We start from the raw sequence: 26,102 nt of genomic DNA, 5'->3' as shown, positions 1-26,102 counted from the left end.
CCCTTTCTAATGCCATTCGTCCGGCATGGCCGATTTGCGTTCAGAGACAAAGTCTGTGAGAGCAGTCAGGATACCGGAATTGATTTCGGGTTGTTGATAGTCGGCCAGCATCTGCCGCCACCGCAGCGAGGCACGTTGGTCGGCTGTGAGCGATCCGTTCTCGACCCAAGCCTCGTATGGTCCGGCGTCGGGGATTTGCGGCTCAAAGTTAGCTGACGTGTAGTGGCGCAGCGTGTGGCTGGTCGACAGAAAGTTCTCGCCCGGCCCGGTTTCGAGATAGGCATCGCGACCAAAGGATTCGTCTTCGGTGTCAAAGCCCTGCAAGAGTTTCAGCATCGCGCCGCAATGGTCGAGATCCATGACGAACTTTTCATAGGACATGACCAGCCCGCCTTCGAGCCAACCTGCCGCATGCCACACTTGATGAGCACCAGACAGAAGCGTGGACCACATGGCGCCAGCGCTGTCCTGCATGGCCTGTCCATCAGCCGCGTTCGAAGCAGTGATTTGACCACCTCCCGAACGCACGGGCACGCCCAATCTGCGACCCAACTGGGTCAGGGCCATCGTCGTCATGTTCGCCTCAGGTGAACCGAAGGTCAGCGCACCGCTGCGCAAATTAATAGTGGAATGGAAGCTGCCGAAAACGACCGGACAACCGGGCCGTACCAGTTGTACCAGCGCGATCCCAACCATCGCCTCTGCCAGAGTTTGTGCCGCCACAGCGGCGGGTGAAAGCGGACCCATGGCCCCGGCGAAGATGGCTGGAGATATGCAGACGCATTGGTTCGCCTCGGCATAGACTCGCAGCGCACCGGACATGGTGTCGTCATAGACCAGCGGCGAGTTGACGTTGATATTGGCCTGCATCACTGCGTGGCCATCCATATAGTCACATCCGAAGACTAGCTCTGCCATCTCGATACTGTCCTTGGCTCGCTCGGGCGCAGTGACCGATCCCATGAAGGGTTTGGTCGAAAGAGTCAGGTGCGCCAGCGTCATATCCAGATGCCGTTTGTTCACGGGTACGTCAGTCGGCTCGACAACTGTCCCGCCAGAATGATGTAAGGCCTGTGCGCTGTAGGTGAGCTTTACGAAGTTTCGGAAATCGTCCAGCGTGGCATAACGTCGACCCTGCTCCAGATCGCTCACGAAGGGCGAGCCGTACCCGGGCATCAACACGACGTTGTCGCCGCCTAGCGTTACAGTATTCCTCGGGTCGCGCCCGTGCAGTTTGAAGGATTCGGGAGCTGTGGCGCAAAGTTCCCTCACGTGCCCTGGCTCAAAACGCACCCGCTCCCCATCGACCCGCGCACCCGCCTGTCCGAACAGATCCAGAGCCTCCTGGTCGCCCCGGAACTCGACCCCAATTTTGTCCAGTATCCAGTCCGCCTGAACCTCGATCCGGGTAAGCGCGACCGCATTCAAGAGTTCATAAGCCGGTATCCTGCGCCCTGTGAAGGGGAGGGGTTCGCGCAGTGCGTTGTGGCGCGACAAGCGGCCACGGCGTGCTCTGCCCTGGTATGCCTGCCGCAAAGCGGATTTCGGCGTCGTGTTCAATCTGGCCAACGTCATTCCTCCGCGTCATTCGCTCATGACCCAGTGAGCACATGGACGCAGATCGAAAAATCGAAATTTTCTTTTCTTTGCGTTCAATAATTTTATACGCTTGAATTATGCGTGCGCATTTTCACCACCATGACTTGCTTAGGCTTTTCGCAGAGATCGCCCGCCACCCGAGCTTTTCGATGGCGGCTGAAGCGCTGAACATGACTAAAGGCGCGATCAGTTATCAGATAAAGACGCTCGAAACCGATCTGGGCGTATCCTTGTTCCAGCGCACAACACGCGGCGTTTCATTGACCGTTGAAGGAACAAAGGTACTGGCGGCCTGTCAGGCACGGTATGAGGAGATCGAAGCGGATCTTCACGCACTCAAGGAGATGTCATCCCAAACCTTGACGGTTGGAGTTTCGACCTATTTTGCCGCCCGTTGGCTATCACCGCGGTTGATGACCTTCATGCAGCGGCACCAAGGCGTGCAACTGCGTATCCAGCCGATGATCCAGTTTTCCAGCCATGAAATGCGGGACATTGATTTAGCGATCAGGTGGGGCAACGGGGATTGGGACGACGGTGTCGTGACACCTTTCATGCCCATTCGTTCCTTTCCCGTCGGCAACGCGGACGCTGCACGTCATGTGGAGTCGTCCGGGATGAATGAGGCGATTTCAGACTTCACGCTGCTTCGGGATCGCGATGACAGCAACGCTTGGTCGGAATGGCTGAGCACCGCAGCGCTTCCTCCGCAGACACGACGAGACGTGTTGATCATCCCCGACCCGAATGTTCGGGTGCAAGCCGTGATCAACGGTCAGGGAATCGCCTTGATGGATGATCTTGTAAAAGACGAATTGGAGAACACGAAGCTGTACCGTTTGTCAGATGTTGAACTACCAGAGTATGGCTACTTCATTTTCCGGTCGCATCGGGCAGTCGCATCAGAGCCTGCCCAAGTGTTTTCTGATTGGCTGCAAAGTCAATCCAAGCGATCTCTCAATTAGTTTTGGTGAACGGAAACTTTTTCCCGCATTTCGATCAAATAGCATTCAACTTTGGGCTAGCAGCGAATTTCCGGAAAGCGGGCTGCGAGCGCAGCATTCGAGCAAAGTGCTGAGAGGTAGAAAATGGATCGACCTTTCTCGCGCGATTTCGCTGCGGCTGCTAAAAGCAGCCACTGTTCGCTTGGCTAAATGGACTCGGTGTTGACCTTATGCGCAGCGCTGCATCCTTCCGCCAGACTCATATCTCACGGTGGAGGATACCCTAATCCGGACTTACATCGCTGCAAGTCACGCCGCAGTGATGGTTAGGCACGTTCAGAACCTTTCAACAAAACCCGCATTGGTAATGGTGCGGCCAGTGCGTACTTTCATACCTTGGAAAAGCGTACGCAGCGGCACCTGTGCGGTTACCAAACATTCGCCGGCGATCGCGGTAAGGACACAATCGAAGAAGCGCCCCATGCTGAACGTCTGGGGAATGGACGAGACTTATTTTCGTGTTCGCAGCAAGTGGGCGTACCTCTACCGAGCTGTCGACAAGGTAGGGAACACCCTCGATTTCATGCTGTCTAAACAACGGAACGGCCCTACAGCAACTAAGTTCCTGGCTAAAGCGCTGTCTTCAAACGGTATTCCAGACAAAGTCGTGATTGATGAGAGTAGAGCCAATGCAGCAGGTATTCGAGATGTGAACAGGATACTGAAGCGGTTTGGATGCCAAGCTAAGTTGCAGAGAACGGCGTGTTCGACACATGCATGGGTTCAAACCCTTCGCATCCGCGACCGGATCGAAGGGTAGCATTGAAGTCGCCAATACGATGCGAAAGCAGCAATTCTCAAACGCCATGGTTTCGGGCTTTTGAGTATTTGCTGAGACCGCAGGAAAAATGTGCCCAGCAAATCGCTGACTCTGGTCGTTTCAGAGATTTGCGGCCGAACCATATAAGGGACGCGCAAATCAAGGCTGCCCGATCAGTCCGTTGCAAAGCAGTAAAAAAGGCCCGCCCCGCCCGAACGCGGCAAATGCTCCTCGCCGCAGCCGCGCGAGCCGTGCGATGAGTTCCAAGACACCATGTTGCGTGCATCGTTTAGACCTACACGGTCATGGTGCCCGACAATCGCAGACCCGTTTTCGCTATTTGAAGTCCAATTGCTGCATGTCGTATCGCCGCCTGCTGTCGAGAAGTATCCCGCGGAATCGGAACCGGTCAGAATGTCATGTTTGTTCGGCTTGCTGCCACGCCCGTTGACAGGGTTGCCATTCTCGTCAAGTGCGGTCTGAAGACTAATGTTTACGCTGTCATCGTGCAGATCTTCGACGTTGTTAGCGATGAGTTCTCCCTTGGCATTGAACCATGGGCCCGATCCGATCCGGTCACGTGCAGAAATACCATTGGTGATAGTCATCGGGTCGGTGCTGCGATCAATAGACATGGAGGTGCTCAGATAGGCGGCAAAAGTTTTGGAAGAACCGGCCTCAGAAGCAAGCATATTGCAATGAGCGTCGGCGCCATCGAGCCCGCCCAGATTGGCGCCGTCTCCTTTGCCGACACTAGTGATGAAGAACGACATCTCCTCGTTTCCCGATTGCGCCTGTGCGCTCGCCGCAAAACAACAGATCACAAGCATCGCAACCCCATGAAAGGCTGTTCTGTTGGTAAAACTCGACATGATTATCTCCCTTCGTGGTATGTGATGATCGATGCTAAACGCATGCGCTGATTGGGTCTATGGTATGGAGCTTACGAGTTGGAGAACACAGCAGCAAAGCTGAAGAAGTTTGTGTGAAGGATTATTGATCGGCACTCAAGTAGTAGCAGGCTCTCCTCGCCGTTCTCTGCGCAGAATTGACATTTGGAACCGATTAAGTCGCAGGAGCAGCGAAAAACTGTCGCGGTAGCCTTCTAGCTTAGTGGCCAAAGCACAATTATTCTGTCGATGCTGGCGGCGCGGCATCTTCACTTACCGCGCCCTCTTCAACTGATCTCATCATTGTGAGGCCTAGAACTAGAACAACCAACACTGCAGCGATAATGATGTAATTTCTGTTCACATCCATTCTCCTCGAACAGAGAGCGGCACAATTGGCGACAGGTTCCACGGATTTAAGCAGTGGATTGCTTGTCCAGTGCCACGTTGGAAAGCTGCTCGTATCGATCAACCGCAGACAGGTACTCTTTCAACCGTTTGCCCTCATCCGTATCCGGTTCAGATCCCCAAAGGTACTCAATCTCCCGGAGTGCAGCACGGTATTCGGTCGGAGTGCGGACATTGGTCATGGCAATTCCTCAAAAAACAAATCAATGCCGAAACTCATACCTGAAAACGCGCGATTCCTCTAGTTGCTTCGACAGTGGGGGTTAGTCAGCGCGATTTTGTGCCCATTGGATAATGAGCCCTAGAGCCACCATTACCGTGTCAGTTGATTGCTGCGGGTGCATTCGTCAGGATTGAGGCTGATTGAAGACCTTCGAGTTTCGGTTGTCGAACTCGTAGGAAGCGGGACGAACCTGTAGTTCGATTTCTGCGTCCTAAGGTCCGCTTTGTACATATCGCGTTCGTTGCGAAACGCACCACGAACGAAATGATTAAGGTTTCTGCAATATCAACCAATGTCTGGTCGGCGAATCATCGCTAAAATCGCATTCAGGCTCCGGGGAAGTCCGGCGCGTCGTTCTGAGACATCAGCCAACCTATCACGTTTTGCGCCTCTGTCCGGTTTCGAGCACCATCCCGACCCTCAACAAAGTATCCGTGGGTCGGAGTAATTTGTTCATCGAACAAACGAACAACCCGCCCTTCCCGAAGGTCCTGGTCAATCAAAGGTAGCCAGCCAACAACTGCCCCCTGACCCTCGGCCGCACCTCGTAAAAGAACATTTGCGTCTTCGAACACGGCCCCCCGTAAAGGAACTTCTGGCTGCACATTCATGGCGGCAAACCAATCGAGCCATCCCCAGTGGTTCCTTTGGTGCAGAATAGGTAAGGTCAACAAATCCCCAGGCGCTCGAACTGGCCCATGTTGGTCAATATACCCCTTGCTGGCAATCGCGACGGGATGCAGTTCGAGAAGCTTTATGGCGCTGCCTGGCATATCTGCCAGGCGCTCCCAACTAATCACGATATCAGCGTGGGCGTTGCTTTCTGCACGCGGTCGATAGGACGGCACGACCTCCAGTTCGATTTCTGGATGTAGCCCCCAGAGGTCGCTGATCCGGGGCATCAGCCAGCGCGCGGTGAAAATCGGGCCCGCTGAAAGACGCACCACCTTGCGCGTTGTCCGTCGCAGACCATGAACCGTGTGCTCGAGCATGCCGAACGCCTGCGCCGTTGTCTCAGCAAGCCGTTTACCGTCTTCGGTCAACCTGACTTCGCGCCCGGCACGCACGAACAGCTTGATCCCAAGTGTGTCCTCGAGACCCCGAATATGGTGACTGATCGCTGTTGGTGTAATCGACAGATGGTCGGCAGCGGCGCGAAAGCTGCCCTGCCTGGCGGCGGCATCAAAGGCACGAAGGGCGGAAAGGGAAGGCAGCATGCGACCTCATAGATGAGTTTTTCTCACTTCTTGCTGAGGAATGACCATTTGTAAATGCTGCCGGCATAAACAAAACGTGTAGAGGCGTAAACCTGGACTCATGTAGCGATGATCTCAGAATCCCGAAGGCGCGGCCGGAAGGAACGCCTTAAACAGACGGATGAACCCGATGCAAACCCGCCGGTTTGGCCAGGGCTTGAGGGCGCGCGACTGAAACCACTTTCCTCGCAAGAGGTTGCTTTGGTTGAAGAAGCCGTACTGTCTCTGCTGGAGACGCTGGGTCTGAGCCAGGCCATCCCTTCGATGATTGATAGGGTCACCAAGGCGGGTGGCCGGTTGACTGATGACGGCCGATTGTTGTTTCCGCGCGCTCTGGTGCAGCGGACAATCGAGCAAGCGCAGAGAGGGTTTACCCTGTGTGGGCAAACTCCGAACCACGATCTGCATATCGAAGATGCCCGCGTCCACATGTCGACCGGAGGTGCGGCGCCAGGTGTCTTTGACATGGATACCGGGGGCTACCGGGACTCGACCCTTTGCGATCTTTATGATGCGGCGCGGATCGTTGACCGGATGGACAACATTCATCATTTCAGCCGCTCGGTAGTAGCGCGTGATATCGACGACAACGAAGTAATGGACCTTAACACCGCCTATGCCTGCCTGATGGGCACGTCTAAGCATGTGTCGATCTCAATCAGTGAACCTGCGAACGTGCCCGCCATCGCCGAGCTTTGCTATCGCATTGCCGGGGGCGAGGCCGCATTTCGCGCTCGTCCTTTCATAACGGTGATGGTTTGCCATGTGGTGCCACCAATGCGTTTTGCTGAAGAGGCCTGCGAGGTGCTGGAGGCGGCGATCAATGCGGGTTTCCCAGTTCAGCTGATCAGCGCCGGTCAGGCCGGGGCGACCAGCCCGGCGACCATTGCCGGCTCTTTGGTTCAGGCGGTGGCAGAAACACTGGCGGGGCTGGTGTTTGCACAACTAGTCGACCCGGAGGTCAAAGCGATCTTTGCCCCGAAGCCGCTGGTGGCCGATCTGCGCACTGGCTCAATGAGTGGCGGCGGCGGTGAACAGGCGATTCTGATGGCGGGTGCGGCACAGATGGGACGGCATTTCGACCTACCTACCTCGTCCATTGCGGGCATTACCGATTCCAAGTGTCTTGATGCGCAATATGGCGCTGAGAAATCACTGGCCGTTGCCATGGCGGCCCATGCGGGGTCCAACATCGTCACGCAAGCGGCAGGCATGATGTCCAGCCTGCTGGGGGTCAGTCATGCGGCCTATATCAGCGACAACGATCTATTGGGCAACATCCTCCGTACCCTGAGGGGCGTTGAGGCCACGCACGAGAATATTGCGGCGGATGTGATTGCCGAGGTTTGTCGAGGTGAAGGTCACTATCTGGGTGAGACACATACGTTCAACCGTATGAAGTCGGACTATTTTTATCCGGATGTCGGCGACCGCCGCACGCCCCGTGAATGGCAGGATGACGGTTCACATCCGGTCGGTGAACGGGCCCGGCAAAGGGCGCGTGACATACTGGCCAGCCACTTCCCGAGCCACATCCCGGACGAAGTTGACCAAACATTGCGCACCCGCTTCGACATCCGTCTTACCCGCGACCAGATCGGCAGGCCAACATGAGTAGCAGCGATCTCAGTACCCGTGCCCGTACCGTCTTGCCCGGCGGCGTGAGTCACGAGCTGCGCTATCGTGAACCGTATCCCGTCTTTATCAACCGCGCCAAAGGTGCAGAAAAGTGGGATGTGGACGGTCGGCGCTTTATCGATTTCAAGATGGGCTCGGCCAGCCAGATGCTGGGCCATTGCCATCCCGTCATCACCGAAGCGATCCGGAAACAGGCCGAAAGGTCGATATTCTCGGCGGATTGCCATGAGGCCGAGATCACTTGGGCTGAATGGATCAACCGGCTTTACCCTTCGGCTGACCGCACCCGGTTCGCTGCTTCAGGGACCGAAGCGACCATGCTGGCGTTGCGTCTGGCGCGGGCCTGGTCTGGCAAGGATCACGTGCTGCGCCTCGACGGGCATTTTCACGGCTGGCACGATCATGCGCTGAAAGGCGCAAAGCCGGGCAGTGACAGGGCGTCGTCGCTTGGCATTCCAGATGCGGTAAACGATCTGATTCAAGTGTGCGCTGCTGAACCGCAGGCGATGCAGGCCGCACTTCAGGATGACCGTATCGGAACAGTCATTGTCGAGGTATCCGGAGCCAATTACGGCTGCGTACCTCTGGGAACCGAGACTTTACGCGACCTGCATGATGTCGCCCGCGCCGCCGGCGTCGTGCTGATCTTCGACGAAATCATTACCGGATTCCGCTGGTCTCCCGGAGGACGGCAGGCACGAGACGGGGTCGTGCCAGACCTGACCACACTGGCCAAATCCGTCACAGGAGGGTTGCCTGGCGGGGCCGTCTGTGGCCGGGCCGACATCATGGAGTTGATGAACAACGCGACCTCGCGCGACGGGCTGGCCCCGGCGGTCAGCCACAAGGGAACCTTTAACGGCTCGCCCCTGATCGCAGCGGCCGCTTGCGCTGCAATGCCCCTACTTGCAACCGGCGAGGCACAAGCCTGGGCGGACGAAATGGCCGCACGGATGCGCGACGGCATGAACAACACCATGCACACCCTTGGAGTGACCGGCTTGGCCTATGGCGACAGCTCGATCTTTCATGTGCATTTTGGCCGTGACAGTTTGACGGGTCTCTCCCCGGCGCAAATCCGCGGCCTGCCCAAGGCGCAGGTCAAGGCTTACCGCGACGGGATGCTGGATCGTGGGGTGGACATGATGACCTATACGTCAGGTCTGACTTCTGCTGCCCATACGCCTGAACTGATTGATGAGGCAATCGATGCTTTCCGCGCCACCCTTTCCGACATGATCGGCGGCGGAGTGCTGTCATGACCCTGCCTACCCACGCCCGGACGGTCATCATTGGCGGCGGCGTCATTGGCTGCTCTATCGCCTATCACCTTGCCCGCGAGGGGCGGCGGAATATCGTCGTTCTCGAACGCTCGAAACTGACCAGCGGCACCACCTGGCATGCGGCGGGGCTGGTCCGGCGGTTGCGCCCTTCGGCCACGCTGACCAAGCTGATCAACTATTCCATCGACCTTTATGGCGAGCTGGAACGTGAAACCGGTCAGGCCACCGGTTGGATGCAGACCGGATCTCTGACACTGGCCACCAATTCGGATCGGCTCACCAACATCAAGCGTCAGGTCTCGCTGGGCCGCGCCTTCGGGCTTGAAGCCGAAGTGGTCGACGCGGCCCGGGCAAAAGAGCTGTGGCCGCTGATCGAAGTCGGCGACGTGATCGGCGCGGTCTGGTCACCCTCTGATGGCAGGGTCAATCCGTCCGATGTGGCGCTCGCATTGTCGAAAGGCGCCAGGACGCGCGGGGTGGAGATTTATGAGGACACACCCGTGACCGGACTGAAAAAGAAGGGCGGACGTGTGTCGGGGGTCGAGGTTGGTGATCACGTGATCGAGGCTGACGAAGTGGTGATTGCCTGCGGACTGTGGTCTCGGGAAGTGGCGGCGATGGCGGGCGCACATATGCCGCTTTATGCCTGCGAGCATTTTTACATCCTGACCAAGCCTTTACCCGAAGTGCAGGCACTTGGCAAAGGTGCGCATCTTCCGACGCTGAACGATCAGGATGCCTTCCTTTATGCCCGTGATGATGTCGAGGGGCTGCTGGTCGGCTCCTTCGAGCCCCATGCCAAGGGCCTGCCACTTGACCGACTGCCCGCCGATTTCTCGTTCGATCTGCTGGATGAGGATTGGGATCATTTCATGCCAATGATGGAAAATGCCCTGCGCCGGATTCCTGCATTGGAACGGGCCGAAGTGCGGATGCTGCTCAATGGACCCGAGAGCTTTACGCTCGACAGCCAGTTCATGCTGGGTGAAAGCCCCGAAGTGCCGGGGCTGTTCCTGACGGGGGGAATGAACTCGACGGGCATCACGCTGGCGGGTGGAGCCGGCAAAGCCATGGCCGAGTGGATCATCGCAGGTGAGCCGACAATGGAATTGAACGAGGCCGACATCCGCCGGTTCAGCCCGGAAATGAATGTGCTAGGCGCGTTGGAGGCCCGCATCCCCGAGGTCTTAGGTCGTCACTACGACAACCCCTATCCGGGGCGTTCGATGGAGACCGCCCGAGGGCAACGTCGTTCGCCTGTTCACGCAGGGCTGATCGCAGCAGGTGCGCGCTTCGAGGCTCGAGGCGGTTGGGAGCGGGCCGTGCATTTTGGCGGTGACACTGCGCATTTACCACTGAGCTTTGGTGTGCCGACCTGGCGCGAACAGGTAGGGCGCGAGGTCGAAGCCTGCCGCTCGGGCGCGGCCATACTGGACCAAAGTGCGTTCGGCAAGATCATGGTGCAAGGACCGGATGCCTGTGCCTTTCTCAACCGACTCTGCGCGGCGCAGATGCAAGTACCGGAGGGACGCATCGTGTATTCCCAAATCCTGAACGCGCGTGGCGGCGTCGAAAGTGACCTTACGGTGCAACGCCACGGGCCGGACGTCTACTTGCTGATCGTCGGCACTGGTGAGGTTGTGCGCGTCATGAAGCGGATGCGTTATACACGCGACGCATACCGTGTCGAATTCACGGACGTGACGAGCGGCTACGCCATCCTCGGGTTGGCCGGGGCACAGGCGCGTTCCGTGCTACAAGCGACCACCAACATGCCTGTTCCTGAACTCAAGCGATTCCACTTTGGCTCTGTAGAAATCGGCCTTGCACGGGGCTGGGCGGGCCGGCTTTCCTTTACCGGGGAGGAAGGGTTCGAACTCTATATCCCCTCAGACATGGCCATGGCCGCGCATGAGGCTCTGGTCGCGGCGGGCGCGTCCCACGCCGGGCTTTATGCCAGCGGCAGCTTGCGGATTGAAAGTGGCTTTCGCGCCTTTGGCCACGAGTTAACGCCCGGCACCACGCCGTTCGAGGCAGGCTTGGGCGCGTTTTGCGCGATCGGTACCGGATTTGTCGGTGAAGAGGTTTTGAAAACTCAACAAGCCAATAGGCGCATTGCTTCGTTCCTTTTTGACACTCCCGATGCCATCCCGATTCATGACGAGCCAATCTATTTCGACGGGCAGGTTGTCGGGCAGATCACCTCGACAGCGTGGAGCTATCGGTTCGAACGCTCCGTGGCGCTTGGGATGGTCAGCGCACCTTTGAGCGGGCTCGAAACGCAAACCGTGTTAGATGGTTTTGAGGTGGAAATCGCCTGCGCCAGGTTCTCGGCCAAAGCCTCTCTTAAACCCGCCAAGGAGGCCTTCGCATGAGCGACACGATGCGAACCACCCGGGTTGCCATCATCGGCGGCGGCATCATGGGCGTGGCAGCCCAGTTTCAGCTGGCCGAAAATGGCTGGACCGACAGCATTCTGTTTGAAAAGGCGGAACTCACCAGCGGCTCCACATGGCATGCGGCGGGACAAATTGCCCACGCCGTCGGTAACCGCCTGATGGGCTGGATCAACAAAACCTCGATCGAGACCTACAAACGGATCGAAAAGGAAACCGGGCAAAGCATCGGCTGGCATGAGGTTGGCGGCATTCGGATTGCCACGAGTGATGCCGAAGTCGACTGGATGAAGTCGATCATGGGGGTGGGCAAACTGCTCGACCTGCCGATGGACCTGATCGGACCGGATGAGGTCAACGCTATCAACCCGTTCTACAGGGTCGACGATGTTAAGGCGGCCGTTCGCACCTATGAGGACGGGCATATCGACCCTTCGGGCGTGACCATGGCGCTGGCCGCAGCAACCCGGAAACGCGGCGCGGTAATTGAGCGCAATAACCGTGTGACAGGTGCATCACGCAAGGGCGATATGTGGCTTCTCAGGACCGAAAAGGGAGATGTGTTGGCCGAACACATCGTTATCGCTGCTGGTTCTTACGCCAATCAGGTTGGTGAATGGTTCGGGTTGAAAATCCCCAGCGTATCCTGCCTGCACCATTATCTGGTCACCGATACGGTGCCTGAATTCGCAGATCGCCCGGAATTGCCGGTGATGCGCGACAACGCCTTTGGCGGCTATATCCGGCAGGAACAGAAATCAGGGCTGATCGGCATCTACGAGGGCCATGTCTGTCCCACCGTATGGGAAATGCCCGAAGGTGCGCCATGGGCCGCCGAGAACGAGTTGTTTCAGGCAGATTACGATTCGATTGGCGACTTCCTGATGGTGGCCTTCGACAAGATGCCGATCCTGGCCGATCTTGGCATCAAGCGCACCGTGCGAGGGGCGATCACGCACACCCCGGACGGCGGGATGTTGGTTGGGCCGTCGGGCGCGCCAAATGTCTGGCTATCTTGTGGGTCGTCCATCGGCTTGGCATGGGGTGGGGGCGCGGGCAAGGTTTTGGCCGACTGGATGGTGCATGGAGAAACCGAGATCAACACACGCGGATTTGATCCACGTCGTTTCGGTGATTTCACCACGGATCATTTCATCATCGAACGCACCAAAGACGAATTCATGCGCCGCCATGACACGCCTTGCCCGGGTAAGCAGTTCAATAGCCTGCGGCCGCTGAACCGGCATCCGTTATATGACCGGCTGGCCGCAAGGGGCGCCGTCTTTGGCGAGATCGCCGGGTGGGAACGACCCCGGTATTTTGGCGAGGTCGGCGAGGTCGAACAGTTTGGTTGGGGCCACCAGAATTGGCATAATAACGCCATGACCGAGGCCAAAGCCACGCGCAGGGCTGCTGGGGTGATCGACCTCTGTGCCTTTGCCCAATTCGAGATTTCCGGCAAGGACGCTCACGCGCTTCTGGACCGGCTTTCCGCCAACCGCGTTCCGACGAAAGACGGCAGGATGAGTCTCAATCATCTGCTGACACCGCAAGGCCGTTTTGAGACTGAAATCACCATCTGGCGGATGTCCGAAGATCGGTTTTTCACCGGCTCCCCTATCGCCCGGGCCACACCCGACTTCGACTGGATCAAGTCGCACATTCGCCCCGGCGAGGATGTGCAGATGATTAATCGTTCAGTTGATTGGGGCATGTTGGCCATGTCCGGCCCCGCCTCCCGGCGCATCTTGTCAAGTCTTACTGACATTGACCTGTCGAACAAAGCCTTCCCTTGGCTGTCAGGTCAGGAGATTACTGTGGCAGGCATCGCTTGTTATGCGCTCAGGGTATCGTTTGTCGGCGAGCTGGGCTGGGAATTGCACGCTCCGTTGGAACATATCGGCCTGCTCTACGACGCCTTGTTCAAGGCAGGTGAGCCCCATGGCCTGACCGATATCGGTTCTTACGCCTTCAACGGGATGCGTATGGAAAAAGCTTTTCGTGCCAGCAGCGAGTTAACCGCAGATGTCGGCCCTCAGGATGTTGGCCTCGATCGCTTTGTCGTCAGTAAAGGGAGGGGTTTCATTGGCCGCAATGCGCTGCTCAGCCGCACACCGGACTGGGAGTTGTTTTATGGCGAGTTGCACGCCGAAGACGTCGACATTCACGGCGGCGAGCCGGTGCTCCTGAACGGCAAACCCGTCGGCCTGACCACATCCGGCGGTTACGGCTATACGGTCGGTAAATCGCTGGGCTGGCTGTTCGTGCGCAAGGGTACGTCGAAGGATGGCCTGAGCGTGCAGATCCTGAACCGCGCCATCCCCGTAACTGTCCATTCAGACGCCCTGTTTGACCCGCAAAACCTACGCCCAAGATCCGAGGATTGAGCCGATGACAACCATCAACGGCGGAGAAGCCGTTTACCGCGTTTTGAAAGCCAACGGCATTGACACCGTGTTCGGGTTGCTGGGTGGATCAATGCTGGAACTTTATGATGCGATGTATAAGGGCGGCGAGATCGCCTATGTCGGTGGCCGAGATGAGCGGGCTGCAGGGCACATGGCCGATGCCTGGGCACGGATGACGGGTAAGCCCGGCGTGGTGTTGGGGGCGCAAGCCGGGCCCGGCGTCGTCAATATCGTGACTGCGGTTGCGGAGGCACAGCTGGCCTATTCCCCACTTGTGGTGATTGCCGGTGCGATCACCCGCGCTGATCAGTGCAAAGATACGTTCCAGGAAATTGACCAGGTGGCCTTGTTTGCGCCGATCTGCAAACGTTCCGTCATGGTCACCGATCCTTCACGGCTTGCCCCGATGCTGGAGGATGCAATCCGGCTGGCCAACACCGGGCGGCGCGGGCCAGTAGTGCTGCATGTCCCGCGCGATCTTTTTGCCGCTGACGTGCCAGAAGTCACGCCCAATCCGGTGAACATTGCCCGTCCGGGTCCGGCAGCTCCGGCAGATATCACCGCGATTTCCAGGTTGCTTTCGCAGGCCACGCGCCCGGTGATCTTTGCCGGGGGCGGTTTCAAATGGGGCGCCGGGCGCAACGCCCTGACAGCGCTTGCTGAAAAGCTGGAAGTGCCCGTGGTCGCCTCGACCGGGCATGCGGACGTAATGCGACATGGCCACCAGTGGTTTGCCGGTCAGGCAGGGCCGCGTGGCAACCGCGTCGCAAGCCGGTTGACCAAGGAAGCCGATGTGATGGTGGTGCTGGGCGCGCGGCTTGGCTTCAACTCCACATTCCATAGCCACGATTATGTCGGGAAGGACACCAGAATTGCCCATGTGGATGTCGAAGGATCCGCTGTAGGCCGCTACTTCCCAGCCGAGATCGCCGCACAGGGCGATGCCCGCCTGACCGCTGAGGCGCTGTCAAGGGCCGCTACCCGCCCGGCCTGCGAGGATTGGCGCGACACGTTCCGAGCCGACATGGAAAGCCTTGCTGCCGAGCGTGCCCAAGAGGCGGCACTGGACACGCTGCCGATGCACCCGCGCCGCGCGCTGGCGGAAATCCGCGAAACCCTGCCGGAAGACGCCATAGTGACGCTGGACACCGGCAACACCTGTTTGCAAGCCGCAGATCGGCTAGCGCATTACGCACCGATGAGCCTGATCACGCCGCTGGACTTTGGCCTTGTCGGCTTTGGCCTGGCAGCGGCCATCGGCGCCAAAGCTGCCGCACCCGATCGGCCCGTTGTGGCGATCATGGGCGACGGGGCCGCGGGATACACAATGATCGAGATTCAGACAGCCATTCAGCATGATCTGCCGATCACTATCATCGTGCTGGATAACCAGGCCTGGGGTGCCGAAAAGGCCTATCAACAAGAGTTCTACGGTGGGCGCTTGCTGGGCGCAGAAATCCAGTCACCACGCTATGACAAATTTGCCGAGCTCTGCGGGGGCAAAGGCATCTGGGTCGATGGCCCCGGTGGTATGAACCCTGCCCTGCAACAGGCCATCGCCTCGAACGAGACAACCGTTATTCAAGCCAGAATAGATCCCGGAGCGCTGATGACGCTGCGCAAGGATCTGTTCAAGGCCCAACACAAGGATTGACCGGATGACAAACTAGGATGTGATCATCATAGGGGCGGGCAATGCCGCGTATTGCGCGGCCCATACGGCACGGAAGAACGGGGCCATCGTGTTGATACTGGAATGCTCCAGCGAAGAGGAAAATGGCGGCAACTCACGCTACACCGCTGGGGCAATCCGATTTGCCAATGACGGGGTCAAGGATATCAGGGCGCTGTGCCCGGAGTTGCCCGGAGAACAGATAGCGATAACCGATTTTGGCACCTACACCACCGATCAAAACTTTGACAACATGTTTCGTGTCACCCGTTACTGCACCGACCCGGCACTAAGTGAACGGCTGGGATTACAACGCTCCTGAATTCGGCGATCTGGATGTCGGTGACGGGTTCCAGAAACCTTCACATCCCTGGGGGGATCATGGTCAACGCTACTGGTCGGTGATCTGTCGATGAAGGTGCGGATTTTCGCAACGATACCTAGGCCAAATACGGCCGCGTGATCCTAGATCTGTCGGATCAGTTTGCCTGCCAAATTTTCGAGGTCAAAGTCACTCATCTTCCGCGCGATGATTAGCCATGATTTCTTCAAGGTCGCGATAGGAGGCCGTGTAACGCAAATATAGAAACACGGCGTCCAAAACCACATCCTAGGGAAATGACAGCCTTTCAAAGCGACCATAATGAAACCTGCTCGAATTTGATTTCAAAGCAAAAGAACCAAGACACGCGCTTAGGTCAACTAACGCGCAATGGATTTTGGCTAGCCACAGCTTTTGTGCTTTCCAGAACAATATGAGCCGACCAAATCGACGTCGCGCCTTTACCTACAGTGCTTAGCGAGGCCGACACCTTTGATTGAAATCAAGGGCCGTGGCGAAGAGTTTCGGCATAGTAAGTTCGCTGTTTAGCCGGTATTCGGGAGTGTCATAATGGCAGTACTTATTGCCTACGGAACAATTGAAGGTCAGACGGCCAAGATCGCGAGATTCATTAGCGAAGTCTCAAAAGAAGCCGGATACGAAACAAGGCTGATAGATATAGGTCAACTGGCAGCCCCAGTGCCTTTGGAAGATGTGGATCACGTCATCCTGGCGGCTCCCGTACATGAACGCCGACACCCCGAGTCGTTTGAGGCGTTTTTGGAAAACCAAAACGTTGCATTAACCGCGCGAAGATCACTTGTGCTTTCAGTCAGTCTAAAAGCAGCTTTTCAGAAAGGTCAGGAGGACGCGCGGGACTATCTCACCGAGATGCTGATGCGAACAAATTTCGAACCAGACGCTACCGCCTTGGTCGCTGGTGCCGTACGGCCTGATAATTACGGGTATTTTGAAAAAGAGATCGTTCAACACGTTGTCTTGCTAGGCCGGAAGCTTGATCCTCGAGATTGCGTAAGAGAATTCACTGATTGGGACGCGTTGAAAACGACCGTAACAGCTTTTCTGGACGAGTAATGCGACCGGTATTCTGAAGCAAGTAAAGCAGACAACAGCAAATTCTGACCGCGGGTACTGGTAGTCTTTGTGCACGCGGCCAGAAGTTCAGAGCTACTATTCCGGTTACCAATCTACGGTTTTCTGTGCGGTGTAGACAGGTGTCAGTTCGGGGTCGAAGGACCGGTCGAATTCCCGATAATGACCCTGCAACCCCCTATGAGGAAATTGTTGGATCAACGCGTAATGCTCGTGGATCATCTTGGTGAGACCGGTCCTGCCCAGAGACCATTTTGAATCTCGTTTGGAAAGCGTTCTGCCGGATCGTGGTAATTGTTGTACATTTCGTAGAAATGGAAATCCGGGTTGTTTGGTTTCAGGTTCCTTTTGACCTGATCCTTGCGCACGGCTTCAAGCCGACCGCGGTTATAGTGGAAAATGAAATCCCCACGTCCGGTACCTTCTCCAAAAAGCAAAAACCCACTCTGATCCACAACATCGATAACCCGGTGCCTTGGAATGTGATCCTCTGCATCTGTTAGGCGTGCCATCGTCATGAACCAGTCTGTTATCTGCATCAGGTCTAAAGGATCCTGTCCGGCTTCGATAATGCCGGGCTACCAAGTATCTGGTGGAACGGCTTTTGCAAACGTGAGCGAAGCTGATCGCGCCTGCCATCCAAAGGCAAGAGCGAGTGCCGTTGTAAGGCAACGAAAATCGCTTCCTCCTTCAATATAAGAATTATTGAACGCAGCTTTTCGGGCCGCTCTTCCTGTCGTCAACCGTCTGCCGCTTGCTCTAATTCGCGACCGTCATTGGGTTAGTTTCAAGCTCCCAGCTCCTTTTCGCGCAGGAAGCTTGCGATCACCACGCAGCTGTTCCGACGGCGTGCGTGGTCGTGGCGCTTCGGTGACGAAGATGTTCCAAAGTGCCTGCCCCATTCCAAAGAACGGGTCGAACCATCAAACTCTGGGATCAAACTCTTAGGAATAGGAACAAAGTTTCGAGGTCGAGAGCTTGGCTTTGACCAAGGCCTCGGCAAAGGTGACAGCACAGGCAACACCATCAACGACCGGTAAACCGAATTCCTCGGATAACTGTGACATCAAATCTGTCATTCCGGCACAACCCAGAACGATTGCTTCGGCCCTATCCTCATCAATCGCGGCGCGAATTTCGGCCCGTATCTTGTCGATGGTCTCCGGATCGTTTTCCTCGAGCTTCAGAACCGGCACATCCGATGCCCGTACCCGAACGCACCTGCGATCCAGCCCGTATCGCAGCAGATTTGCCTCCAGCCCTGCCAGAGAACGAGACAAAGTGGTGATGACGCTGAATTTTGGGCTGATCATGGATGCCGCATGATAGGCGGCTTCTCCAACGCCAATGACCGGCGCCGATGTGACACAGCGAACGGCGTCAACTCCGGTGTCATCGAAACAAGCCACAACAATCGCATCCGCGTCCGGATGCGCGTTCACGACCTCCAGCAGTCCGGGAATGCAGGTAGAGACATCCAGATAACCCTGAATGCTGGCGGGACCGTGTTGTGAACTGGCAGCAAGGATCGTGGTTTCGGGATGCGCAGCAGCCCGCGCGGCCTCTTCGATCTTTCGGGTCATGGAACTTGTAGTGTTTGGATTGACGACAAGCAATTTCACAACGTCCTCACACTTCCCCGCCCAGATAGGCGGCCTTGATACGGGGATCCGTCAAAAGCTCTTTTGAATTGCCCGAGATCACGACGTTTCCGGTGGTCAGCGCATAGGCACGATGCGAAATCGATAGCGCCATTCGCGAGTTCTGTTCGACCAACAGAACTGAAACACCTTCATCTCGGTTGATCGCCACGATCGAGCGGGCAATGTCCTGAACCAGCTTGGGCGCGATGCCCAGCGAAGGTTCGTCCAACAGCAGAAGTCGTGGCTTGGCCATCAATGCGCGCCCGATCACCATCATCTGCTGTTCACCGCCCGACAGGGTACCCGCAGATTGGCTAAAACGCTCTTTCAAACGTGGAAACCGCTCCAGTACGGAATCCAGCGTGCGCTGCACATCCGCTTTATCCGAACGGGTGAATGCCCCCATCAGCAGATTGTCTTTGACCGACATATAGGGAAAGACGCGCCTTCCCTCTGGCACCATCGCAATGCCTTTCGAGACGATCTCTGCTGGATTTGTCCCGTCGATTTGTTCGCTCTCGAACGCGACAGATCCGGATTTGATCTTCGCCAGCCCGGTGATCGCCCGCAGGATCGAGCTTTTGCCCGCGCCATTGGCACCGATCAGGGCAACGGTTTCACCTTGCTCAAGGTCAATCGACACACCTTTCAGGGCATAGACGTGATCGTAGTAGAGCTCGACATCTTTGAAGTCCAACATCTTGGTCATGGCTTAGATCCCGATCTCGTCATCGGCACTGCCCAGATAGGCTTCGATGACCTTTTCGTTGTTCTGGATTTCCTCCGGTGTGCCTTCGGCAATCATCTCGCCAAAGTTCAGCACAACGATCCGGTCCGAGATATTCATCACCGCAGGCATGTCATGTTCCACCAGCAGAACGGTCACACCACGGTCATCGCGCACCTTGCGCACCAGATTGACCATTTTCATTGTCTCGTCGTGGTTCATCCCGGCAAAGGGTTCATCCAGCAGCAGCACCTTGGGATCAGTGGCCAGACCAATCGCGATACCCAACGCGCGCAAATTGCCCTGTGGCAGGTTTGACGCCTGTTCATTGGCGATATCGGTCAGACCCAAGAATTCGATCAGATCGTCGGCATATTGCCCGAAGCTGTCGACATCCTCGTGGGCTGTCTTGGTACCCCAAAAGTAACCGGCCAGCGAGGCGCGCGCCCGCAGGTGCTGGGCGACTATAACGCTTTCTCGCACGGTCATAGACTTGAATATCGTCGTTTCCTGAAAGGTGCGAACAACACCTTTGCGCGCCACGACATGCGGCTTCAGGTTGGATATCCTTTCTCCCTCGAACAGCACCTCGCCCGTCGTCGTTGGCAAGAAAGATGAGATCATCTTAAACAGCGTGCTCTTACCTGCGCCGTTTGGACCAATCACCGATAGGATCTCATTTTCATTCACGTTGAACGAGATATCGCTGTTGGCGGTCAGGCCACCGAACTTTTTGGTGACGTGGCGGACTTCCAGAAGATGGCTCATTTGTCACCTCCTGTCTTGCCAGACAGACGCAAGCTGAGCAGCCCGTTGGGCAGGAACAACATCAGGATGATCAGCAAGCTGGAATAGGCGAGCAACTGGAAGCGACCGAGTTCGAACAGCAGGTCCCAGCCAAAATATAGAACCAACGTGCCAAGCATCGGTCCAAACACGTAACCCAACCCGCCAAGGAAGCAGTTCAACATGAAGTTTACACTGTCCGCGACCTGAAAGCTGGAAGGATAGACCGACTGCGCGATCGACCCGAACATTGCGCCGCCAATACCGCCCAAAAAGGACGAAATGGCAAAAATGATGATCCGGACATACGAGATGTTCACACCGATTGAGCTGGCCAGTTCTTCATTCTGCTGCATTGATCGACACAGGTGGCCAAGACGGGAGTTCACCAACCGATACATGGCGGCAAAGGTCAGGACCATCAACACACAGGCCGTGTAGTAGAAAGCCAGCCGTGGGTTCTCCAGCGTTCCAAAATCCGGGATCAGCGGAATGCCCAAGACTGACACCCCGCCCGGAAGCGGGATCGAAGTGATCCCCTTGGCCCCGTTGGTGATTGGAAGTGCAAGTGCGGTTAGGGTGACGACTTGCGTCAGCACAAGCGAGATCATCGCAAAATAGACGCCGCGCAGCCGCAGGATTGGCAGGCCTATCAGCACCGCCACTCCGGCCGCAAACAAGCCCGCCAGTGGGAGTGAAAGCCAAAAAGACATGCCTGCCTTGGTCACCAGAATGGCCGAAACATAGGCCCCGATCAGAGCGAAGGCACCCTGACCGATATTAATGCGACCGATATAAAAGGTCAGCCAGACACCGGCACTGGCGATGGACAGCAGTGCAACTGATGTCAGCGTGTAGTAAAGGTCTGACCGCCCTGAAGCCGCAACAAAGCCGGGGACCGCGATGAAGATGGCCATCAGGAATACTGCCAAACCGGCCCATTGGATCATTGAAAATTTCGGCACTACGTTATCCCCACGGTTTGCCCATCAGGCCCTGCGGGCGGATGGCCAGGAAAATCATCAGCGAGACGAAGATCAGCAGATAGGTGATGTCGCCATATTGCGACAGGACAGCCAGACCGATGGCTTCCATGAAGCCAAGGATGATCCCGCCAGCAATCGCACCGGATATCACGCCCGCACCGCCAATCATCACCATCATGAAGGCCTTGATCGAGGTCGGTCCTCCCATGCCCAGATTGACACCAGTGATGGTCACCAGCAGGCCGCCAACCAAACCGGCCAGCATCGCGCCCAATGCAAAACCAATCATGGAGTACCGGGCAACATTCACGCCCATCAGCTGGGCTGCGGTTCTGTCTTGCGCCAGCGCGCGCAAAGCTCGGCCGGTTTTGGAGTATTGCATGAACAGGATGAAGGTCACGATGGACAGAATGGCCAGCACACAAATCAGGATGCGGTCATAGGGCATGATCAGCTTGAAATCCCAATTGAGGACGCCATTGACGATCTTTGGAACCCCGCGCTGTTTTTCTCCGAACACCAACAGGATCACCGCATCGAACAGAAAGGCCAGCCCTGCCGCCAGCAGCATTGTGCTTTCTTCGCGTGAGGATCGTCGTATGACCGGCGCAAACAGAAATCGTTCTATCAACGCTCCGAGCACGGCCAGGGTGATACAGGACGCTAGCAGCGCAAGGACGAAAGGCCAGCCGAGTTGTCCGTAGAAAGTATAAGTGACAAAACCGCCGAGAACGTACATCTGTCCGTGAGCAAAATTCAGTACGTTCATCAGGGCAAAGATCAGCGTCAATCCCAAGGCGATCATCGCATATTGCGCGCCCAGATAGATGCCATTTGCTAGTATCTGTTCCATGAGTATCCCGCATATGGTTCGGGTATCCCAGGCTGATCATCAGCCCGGGAGTGAGGGGGGGGGCTCGTTAGGCTTTTACCTTGTTGAGGAAGTGTGCCTCAGTCGACTTCAGCGACAAAGAGCGTTTCAAACCCTCCATCCTGATAGACATTCACCACCAGCGGTACGGCAATCTGACGTTTTTGCCCGAAAGATGTCGTGCCGACATACCGCATTTTTGCATCACCTTTCATAAAGGGGTTCGGTGCTTCGAACGTGTCCATTGTGGTCTGGAACGCCTTCACATCGTCGATGCCCGCCGGGTTCGCATTCAAAGTCGCCAGAATATATTCAAGCGCGTAGACTTTGGTGTTCGACTCGTCGTTATATTCGCCGAACATATCTGTGTATCGCTTCACGAACTCTTTCATATCGTCCGATGCGATCTCGGGTGTTGAGGCGCCACCGACGGAAATGAAGCCATTGGCCAATTCCCCTGCCCCTTCCCGTAGTACCGTCGCGTCCTGTGCAGTTTCGGTCGAGATAATGCCCTGAAACCCAAGTTCACGCGCTGACCGGATCAATTGAGGTGCATTGGCTGGGGAGACACCCGACAGAACCAGCAGATCAGGTTGCGTTCGCATGACAGGCGTCAGCACCGGAGTAAAATCTGTTGTGTCCACCTGGTAGGTGACATTGTCGGAAACAACTTCAAGTCCCAGTGCCTTCGCGGCTTCGACACCACCGTCTCGCTGGCTTAACGGATCGGATTCGTTCGCGGCGACGAAGGCAACGGAAGTCACGCCTTTTTCGTCCTTTAGGTATTTGTAGATTGCCGGGCCAGACTGATAGTTCGCGACCATACCCAGAACGGCATTTGATGCCGGAGCGGTATAGAGCTCTTTGGGGAACGCATAGGGAAAGTACATGATCCCCTGTGCTTCGGCGACAGGACGAACCGCTGCGGCACCATCGTCAACATTAGGCCCTACGACATAGTGAATCCCTTCCTGAGCCATCTTTTCCATGCCAGCGATCGCACGCTTGGGGTCTTTCTGGTCGTCGAAGGATACAATTTCAACGTCATAGGTTGTGTCGCCGATTTTGTATCCTCCAGCTTCGTTTATCCATGCAGCACGGGCCTCCATTGATCGCTGGTTAGAGATACCCCAAGCTGCGGCTGGCCCCGAAGTGACACCTACAAAGCCAATCTTCAGCACTGGGTTTTCGGCCCAAGCCACGGATCCAAGGACGGATGCGGTCACGGCTAATGCGACTGAGGATTTCATCAGGTTTCTACGTTTCATTCTTTCCTCCCTATGAGGTCTCGGCGCCTCTCTTGGGCGCTTGGCGAAGTGTATATTGCGACCGGTCGAATCCCGGAATGCACCTAGGATACTGCATTGTTAACAATCTCTGTCAACATTTATCGTTAATACGATCATTGATATTGTGAACGGAAATCCAATATATTGTCAGTTAGAAATTGTACCGCTAAGTACAACAGACATGTATTCCAGCCAAATCGGAACGAGATGACAGACGCCCAACAAAAACTCGACACCGTCCAATCCGACCCGGATGAACAATTGATCGTTGACCGAATTTATTCCGCGGTCATGGAACAGAAACTGGCTCCCCGAACAAAGTTGAGTGAACAAACCTTATGTGAGACCTTTGGCGTTGGTCGCATGCGCGTCCGCCGAGCATTGTTGTTGTTGAGCAGCCAAGGCATTGTTGAACTGCGTTCCAACCGCGGCGCATTCATTGCCTGCCCAAGCCCTGACGAAGCCCGAGAGGTTTTTGAAGCCCGCCTGATGATCGAAGCGGGTATCGTACGTGAGCTGACGCGTGAGATTAGCCGCTCAGGCATCAATGCACTACGGACACATATCAAAAAGGAAGATGCGGCTCGGGCAAGGAACGACCAAACTGAAATTATCAGACTCTCTGGTGAATTTCATGTTGAGTTAGCTAAATGCCACAACAACGTAGTACTCACCCGCGTCGTTAGGGAACTGGTGACCCGGTCTTCTCTAATAGTGGCACTGTTCGGAACCAATAAAGATACATCCTGCCCCGATGATGAGCACGCATCGATCATTGACGCAATCGCGAGTGGTGACCCGCAGTCTGCAGAAGACAGCATCCAACACCACCTACTTCACGTCAAAAACAGCCTGGATCTGAAGCAAATCCAAAAGGTTGAACCAGATCTTGCCAAGATTCTCACCGGGCGCATGTAGTTTTGTTTCTACACAATACCTCTACCCAGCCAGCTACTGGAAACATCTATCCTGCAATCTCAGCAAGCATCCGAATGCCAGAGGTCGTAGCGCTAGAGAATTGCAGATTTCGGATCATGTCGGCCACCTCAATGCCATCCAATGTGGCTGAGGCGGGTCGAACGACTCAAACCCACGCAAGTGCCGAACACGCCGCTTTATGAACCGACGATCCTGTTCGATCATATTGTTCAGATACTTGGACCTGATTGCCAGTACTTTGGCTGGGCATCCAATTCGCCTCAGAATTCAGTTCACTTCTGGAATACCGACCGCGTTAGCGCAGCGTATGTCGATGACGACCTTGCTCGGGATTCCATTTGACGGCAGCGTTATGTCAAAGAACCCGGCAGCTGCTAGACGGTTCCTTCGCTCGGACAGCACGAAATCAAGGATGTTTCCTGCTTTTTCGACTGCTGAATAAAGATACACCCATTTGCCGCGAACACGTATGTAGGTCTCGTCCATTCTCCGGAACTTCTGTGTTGGGCGTTTCTTCGATTGCGCCCGCGCGGCGACAATGTGCAAAAATTTTGCAACCCATCTGTTGAGTATTAGCTTGGTCAACCAGCACACCGCGTTCAGCCATGATCTTTTCCAAATCCCGATATGACACCGTGTGCCGCTTATAGAAGTACACAGCGTACGAAACCGCATCCTTGGGGAAATGGAAGCCTTTCAATGCGATCTATTTGAGGTTTGTTCGAAATCTATTCGACGGGAACAAACATCAGACACGCATGTTGGTCAATTGGGTCTCGTAGGTTGCGACACGTCCCAGAACCCTCATCTGAGGTTCTGTTGCAAAGTTTTGACCATTGACCGGATCTGTTGCGAAGCTTCTGACTGAACGAAGAGTTTACAGCGAACCCGCGGCTTATGCCACCAGTTCTGCAAATCGACGAAACGGACAGGTTCCGGGTGAGAGTCGACCTCTGCGGATCATGTGCGCCACTTCGATTCCGTCCAGTGTTGCCGCCGCTGAAGCAAAGGCCTTGAACCCCAGCATTGGCCGTGTGCGTCTCTTGATGAAACGGTGGTCCTGTTCCACGATATTGTTCAAGTATTTCCGCCTCACCATCTCAATTGGGATCGGGTAGCCAAAGCCCTTAAGCGACTTGTTGATGGTTTAAATGTCGGCTGTGTTCGCACCGCATTTGTCGATTACGATCTTTCGTGGATGACCAGTGCATTCAAGCATTTGAGCGAAGAATTTCGTAGCGGCAGGTTTGTTCCGATGACCTGAAAGCATGAAGTCCAATGTCCTGCCGTGTTTTTCGATCGCTGGGTAGAGATAGACCCGCGCACCTTTCACCTAGATGTAAGTTTTGTCCATCCGCCAGAACCGGTCACACGGTCCCTTACGCCGGCGCTACGTCGGCGATTGCACTAGCGTGTTTTGTCACCCAACGGTTCAGCGTCGTGTGATCTACCGCAACGCCACGCTCGGACATGGTTTCCTCAATATTACCGTACGACACGCCATATCGAACATAAAAGAAGACCGCACATGATCACGTCATTTGGATAATGTGCACCTTTGAAAGAGATCATGAATCGACTTTCGACCAGTTGGGACCGAAAGCCATCCACGCGCTAAACCCCAGCGCGTCAACAGCCATAACTTTGTAACAGACCCCCCCTCATGTCCTGGTGCTGGATCACTAGCAGCAGACCAAAAAAACGACTTTGGCTACTTGCAGTATGATGCTGAATCTTCAAGCTGCCTGGTTGGCGGCTCTCCAGGCGTCAAATGCCTCGAGACGGTGGTAACGAATCGTTAAGGCGAAGCGGCGGCGAGCGGGAACGCTGAAGCAATTGCGGATGGTTGAGTGGGTCGCTGATCAAGCGAGCCGATGTCTAGCTTCTCT

21 protein-coding genes and 3 pseudogenes are annotated in these 26,102 nt (G+C 56.0%); 10 read left to right on the top strand and 14 right to left on the bottom strand.

All coding sequences use genetic code 11. The features are described from left to right. Nucleotides 1-6 precede the first annotated feature (6 nt). Nucleotides 7-1,575 (bottom strand): trimethylamine methyltransferase family protein, encoded by a 1,569-nt coding sequence (locus ACR0IM_RS08635; protein WP_480681524.1) that lies wholly within the window; start codon nucleotides 1,573-1,575, stop codon nucleotides 7-9. A gap of 101 nt (nucleotides 1,576-1,676) precedes the next feature. Here ACR0IM_RS08635 and ACR0IM_RS08630 point away from each other — a divergent pair, with 101 nt between their 5' ends. Both ACR0IM_RS08630 and ACR0IM_RS08625 read left to right on the top strand, forming a co-directional pair. Then, on the top strand, nucleotides 1,677-2,564 hold the full coding sequence (locus tag ACR0IM_RS08630) for a LysR substrate-binding domain-containing protein (protein ID WP_480641694.1): 888 nt from the start codon (nucleotides 1,677-1,679) through the stop codon (nucleotides 2,562-2,564). Between the two features lie 460 nt (nucleotides 2,565-3,024). Further along, a complete protein-coding gene (locus ACR0IM_RS08625; RefSeq protein ID WP_480681523.1) occupies nucleotides 3,025-3,363 on the top strand; it encodes a DDE-type integrase/transposase/recombinase in 339 nt (112 codons plus the stop codon). A 173-nt stretch (nucleotides 3,364-3,536) separates the two neighbouring features. Here the strand turns inward: ACR0IM_RS08625 and ACR0IM_RS08620 are convergent, their stop codons facing one another. From ACR0IM_RS08620 to ACR0IM_RS08610, 3 genes are all read right to left on the bottom strand, one after another. Further along, nucleotides 3,537-4,235: a hypothetical protein gene (locus ACR0IM_RS08620; RefSeq protein WP_480596890.1), complete on the bottom strand. Its 699-nt coding sequence runs from the start codon at nucleotides 4,233-4,235 to the stop codon at nucleotides 3,537-3,539. A gap of 434 nt (nucleotides 4,236-4,669) precedes the next feature. Beyond that, nucleotides 4,670-4,843 (bottom strand): hypothetical protein, encoded by a 174-nt coding sequence (locus tag ACR0IM_RS08615; RefSeq protein WP_480641696.1) that lies wholly within the window; start codon nucleotides 4,841-4,843, stop codon nucleotides 4,670-4,672. Between the two features lie 367 nt (nucleotides 4,844-5,210). Further along, nucleotides 5,211-6,101 carry a LysR family transcriptional regulator gene (locus ACR0IM_RS08610; protein WP_480641697.1) on the bottom strand — a complete coding sequence of 297 codons (891 nt, stop codon included), beginning with the start codon at nucleotides 6,099-6,101 and terminating at the stop codon, nucleotides 5,211-5,213. Between the two features lie 108 nt (nucleotides 6,102-6,209). Between ACR0IM_RS08610 and ACR0IM_RS08605 the strand changes: the two genes are divergently transcribed. The 7 genes from ACR0IM_RS08605 to ACR0IM_RS08575 all read left to right on the top strand — a co-directional run bounded on the left by ACR0IM_RS08605 (nucleotide 6,210) and on the right by ACR0IM_RS08575 (nucleotide 16,954). Further along, nucleotides 6,210-7,754 carry a trimethylamine methyltransferase family protein gene (locus ACR0IM_RS08605; RefSeq protein ID WP_480681522.1) on the top strand — a complete coding sequence of 515 codons (1,545 nt, stop codon included), beginning with the start codon at nucleotides 6,210-6,212 and terminating at the stop codon, nucleotides 7,752-7,754. Next, nucleotides 7,751-9,040, top strand: a complete 1,290-nt coding sequence (locus tag ACR0IM_RS08600; protein WP_480681521.1) for an aspartate aminotransferase family protein — start codon at nucleotides 7,751-7,753, stop codon at nucleotides 9,038-9,040. Before ACR0IM_RS08605 ends, ACR0IM_RS08600 begins: the two co-directional genes overlap by 4 nt. Beyond that, nucleotides 9,037-11,436 carry a GcvT family protein gene (locus tag ACR0IM_RS08595; RefSeq protein ID WP_480681520.1) on the top strand — a complete coding sequence of 800 codons (2,400 nt, stop codon included), beginning with the start codon at nucleotides 9,037-9,039 and terminating at the stop codon, nucleotides 11,434-11,436. Before ACR0IM_RS08600 ends, ACR0IM_RS08595 begins: the two co-directional genes overlap by 4 nt. After that, the gene (locus ACR0IM_RS08590; protein ID WP_480681519.1) at nucleotides 11,433-13,844 is read left to right on the top strand and encodes a GcvT family protein; all 2,412 of its coding nucleotides are present in this window, start codon (nucleotides 11,433-11,435) and stop codon (nucleotides 13,842-13,844) included. Before ACR0IM_RS08595 ends, ACR0IM_RS08590 begins: the two co-directional genes overlap by 4 nt. A 4-nt stretch (nucleotides 13,845-13,848) precedes the next feature. Beyond that, the gene (locus ACR0IM_RS08585) at nucleotides 13,849-15,519 is read left to right on the top strand and encodes a thiamine pyrophosphate-binding protein (RefSeq protein ID WP_480641702.1); all 1,671 of its coding nucleotides are present in this window, start codon (nucleotides 13,849-13,851) and stop codon (nucleotides 15,517-15,519) included. A 19-nt stretch (nucleotides 15,520-15,538) separates the two neighbouring features. Further along, nucleotides 15,539-15,859, top strand: coding sequence for an FAD-binding protein (locus tag ACR0IM_RS08580; RefSeq protein WP_480641703.1), 321 nt, complete (start codon nucleotides 15,539-15,541; stop codon nucleotides 15,857-15,859). A gap of 570 nt (nucleotides 15,860-16,429) precedes the next feature. Continuing rightward, nucleotides 16,430-16,954, top strand: a complete 525-nt coding sequence (locus ACR0IM_RS08575; protein WP_480681518.1) for a flavodoxin domain-containing protein — start codon at nucleotides 16,430-16,432, stop codon at nucleotides 16,952-16,954. 236 nt (nucleotides 16,955-17,190) lie between these two features. Here ACR0IM_RS08575 and ACR0IM_RS08570 read toward each other — a convergent pair whose 3' ends face one another. The 7 genes from ACR0IM_RS08570 to ACR0IM_RS08540 form a co-directional block, all read right to left on the bottom strand. Further along, entirely contained in the window at nucleotides 17,191-17,511 is a 321-nt protein-coding gene (locus tag ACR0IM_RS08570) for a hypothetical protein (RefSeq protein ID WP_480681516.1), read from the bottom strand. Nucleotides 17,512-17,916: 405 nt separating this feature from the next. Next, a complete protein-coding gene (locus tag ACR0IM_RS08565) occupies nucleotides 17,917-18,594 on the bottom strand; it encodes an aspartate/glutamate racemase family protein (RefSeq protein WP_480681515.1) in 678 nt (225 codons plus the stop codon). 7 nt (nucleotides 18,595-18,601) lie between these two features. Beyond that, nucleotides 18,602-19,324 (bottom strand): ABC transporter ATP-binding protein, encoded by a 723-nt coding sequence (locus ACR0IM_RS08560; RefSeq protein WP_480681513.1) that lies wholly within the window; start codon nucleotides 19,322-19,324, stop codon nucleotides 18,602-18,604. Nucleotides 19,325-19,327: 3 nt separating this feature from the next. Next, on the bottom strand, nucleotides 19,328-20,110 hold the full coding sequence (locus tag ACR0IM_RS08555) for an ABC transporter ATP-binding protein (protein ID WP_480681511.1): 783 nt from the start codon (nucleotides 20,108-20,110) through the stop codon (nucleotides 19,328-19,330). Further along, nucleotides 20,107-21,078 carry a branched-chain amino acid ABC transporter permease gene (locus ACR0IM_RS08550; RefSeq protein WP_480681810.1) on the bottom strand — a complete coding sequence of 324 codons (972 nt, stop codon included), beginning with the start codon at nucleotides 21,076-21,078 and terminating at the stop codon, nucleotides 20,107-20,109. Before ACR0IM_RS08550 ends, ACR0IM_RS08555 begins: the two co-directional genes overlap by 4 nt. 19 nt (nucleotides 21,079-21,097) lie before the next feature. Then, complete coding sequence (locus tag ACR0IM_RS08545) at nucleotides 21,098-21,967, bottom strand: branched-chain amino acid ABC transporter permease (RefSeq protein WP_209599121.1); 870 nt, start codon at nucleotides 21,965-21,967, stop codon at nucleotides 21,098-21,100. A gap of 98 nt (nucleotides 21,968-22,065) precedes the next feature. Continuing rightward, on the bottom strand, nucleotides 22,066-23,253 hold the full coding sequence (locus ACR0IM_RS08540) for an ABC transporter substrate-binding protein (RefSeq protein ID WP_480681510.1): 1,188 nt from the start codon (nucleotides 23,251-23,253) through the stop codon (nucleotides 22,066-22,068). Nucleotides 23,254-23,481: 228 nt separating this feature from the next. Here ACR0IM_RS08540 and ACR0IM_RS08535 point away from each other — a divergent pair, with 228 nt between their 5' ends. Further along, nucleotides 23,482-24,192, top strand: coding sequence for a GntR family transcriptional regulator (locus tag ACR0IM_RS08535; protein ID WP_480681509.1), 711 nt, complete (start codon nucleotides 23,482-23,484; stop codon nucleotides 24,190-24,192). Nucleotides 24,193-24,238: 46 nt separating this feature from the next. Here ACR0IM_RS08535 and ACR0IM_RS08530 read toward each other — a convergent pair. From ACR0IM_RS08530 to ACR0IM_RS08520, 3 pseudogenes are all read right to left on the bottom strand, one after another. Further along, a pseudogene (locus ACR0IM_RS08530) lies at nucleotides 24,239-24,919 on the bottom strand (IS6 family transposase). A 189-nt stretch (nucleotides 24,920-25,108) separates the two neighbouring features. Next, a pseudogene (locus ACR0IM_RS08525) lies at nucleotides 25,109-25,785 on the bottom strand (IS6 family transposase). A 164-nt stretch (nucleotides 25,786-25,949) separates the two neighbouring features. Continuing rightward, nucleotides 25,950-26,063: pseudogene (locus ACR0IM_RS08520) on the bottom strand (IS6 family transposase); the annotation flags it as partial. Between the last annotated feature and the right edge of the window lie 39 nt (nucleotides 26,064-26,102).

Source organism: Ruegeria sp. BF6 (assembly GCF_056538665.1).
Note: the sequence above shows the minus strand (reverse complement) of the source record. Positions and strands in the feature narration are given on the sequence as shown.

What these genes read in the sequence shown, in the direction of transcription:
- ACR0IM_RS08635 (WP_480681524.1), bottom strand. Translation starts at nt 1,575, where the DNA reads ATGACGTTGGCCAGATTGAACACGACGCCGAAATCCGCTTTGCGGCAG.
- ACR0IM_RS08630 (WP_480641694.1), top strand. Translation starts at nt 1,677, where the DNA reads ATGCGTGCGCATTTTCACCACCATGACTTGCTTAGGCTTTTCGCAGAG.
- ACR0IM_RS08625 (WP_480681523.1), top strand. Translation starts at nt 3,025, where the DNA reads ATGCTGAACGTCTGGGGAATGGACGAGACTTATTTTCGTGTTCGCAGC.
- ACR0IM_RS08620 (WP_480596890.1), bottom strand. Translation starts at nt 4,235, where the DNA reads ATGTCGAGTTTTACCAACAGAACAGCCTTTCATGGGGTTGCGATGCTT.
- ACR0IM_RS08615 (WP_480641696.1), bottom strand. Translation starts at nt 4,843, where the DNA reads ATGACCAATGTCCGCACTCCGACCGAATACCGTGCTGCACTCCGGGAG.
- ACR0IM_RS08610 (WP_480641697.1), bottom strand. Translation starts at nt 6,101, where the DNA reads ATGCTGCCTTCCCTTTCCGCCCTTCGTGCCTTTGATGCCGCCGCCAGG.
- ACR0IM_RS08605 (WP_480681522.1), top strand. Translation starts at nt 6,210, where the DNA reads ATGATCTCAGAATCCCGAAGGCGCGGCCGGAAGGAACGCCTTAAACAG.
- ACR0IM_RS08600 (WP_480681521.1), top strand. Translation starts at nt 7,751, where the DNA reads ATGAGTAGCAGCGATCTCAGTACCCGTGCCCGTACCGTCTTGCCCGGC.
- ACR0IM_RS08595 (WP_480681520.1), top strand. Translation starts at nt 9,037, where the DNA reads ATGACCCTGCCTACCCACGCCCGGACGGTCATCATTGGCGGCGGCGTC.
- ACR0IM_RS08590 (WP_480681519.1), top strand. Translation starts at nt 11,433, where the DNA reads ATGAGCGACACGATGCGAACCACCCGGGTTGCCATCATCGGCGGCGGC.
- ACR0IM_RS08585 (WP_480641702.1), top strand. Translation starts at nt 13,849, where the DNA reads ATGACAACCATCAACGGCGGAGAAGCCGTTTACCGCGTTTTGAAAGCC.
- ACR0IM_RS08575 (WP_480681518.1), top strand. Translation starts at nt 16,430, where the DNA reads ATGGCAGTACTTATTGCCTACGGAACAATTGAAGGTCAGACGGCCAAG.
- ACR0IM_RS08570 (WP_480681516.1), bottom strand. Translation starts at nt 17,511, where the DNA reads ATGCAGATAACAGACTGGTTCATGACGATGGCACGCCTAACAGATGCA.
- ACR0IM_RS08560 (WP_480681513.1), bottom strand. Translation starts at nt 19,324, where the DNA reads ATGACCAAGATGTTGGACTTCAAAGATGTCGAGCTCTACTACGATCAC.
- ACR0IM_RS08555 (WP_480681511.1), bottom strand. Translation starts at nt 20,110, where the DNA reads ATGAGCCATCTTCTGGAAGTCCGCCACGTCACCAAAAAGTTCGGTGGC.
- ACR0IM_RS08550 (WP_480681810.1), bottom strand. Translation starts at nt 21,078, where the DNA reads ATGATCCAATGGGCCGGTTTGGCAGTATTCCTGATGGCCATCTTCATC.
- ACR0IM_RS08545 (WP_209599121.1), bottom strand. Translation starts at nt 21,967, where the DNA reads ATGGAACAGATACTAGCAAATGGCATCTATCTGGGCGCGCAATATGCG.
- ACR0IM_RS08540 (WP_480681510.1), bottom strand. Translation starts at nt 23,253, where the DNA reads ATGAAACGTAGAAACCTGATGAAATCCTCAGTCGCATTAGCCGTGACC.
- ACR0IM_RS08535 (WP_480681509.1), top strand. Translation starts at nt 23,482, where the DNA reads ATGACAGACGCCCAACAAAAACTCGACACCGTCCAATCCGACCCGGAT.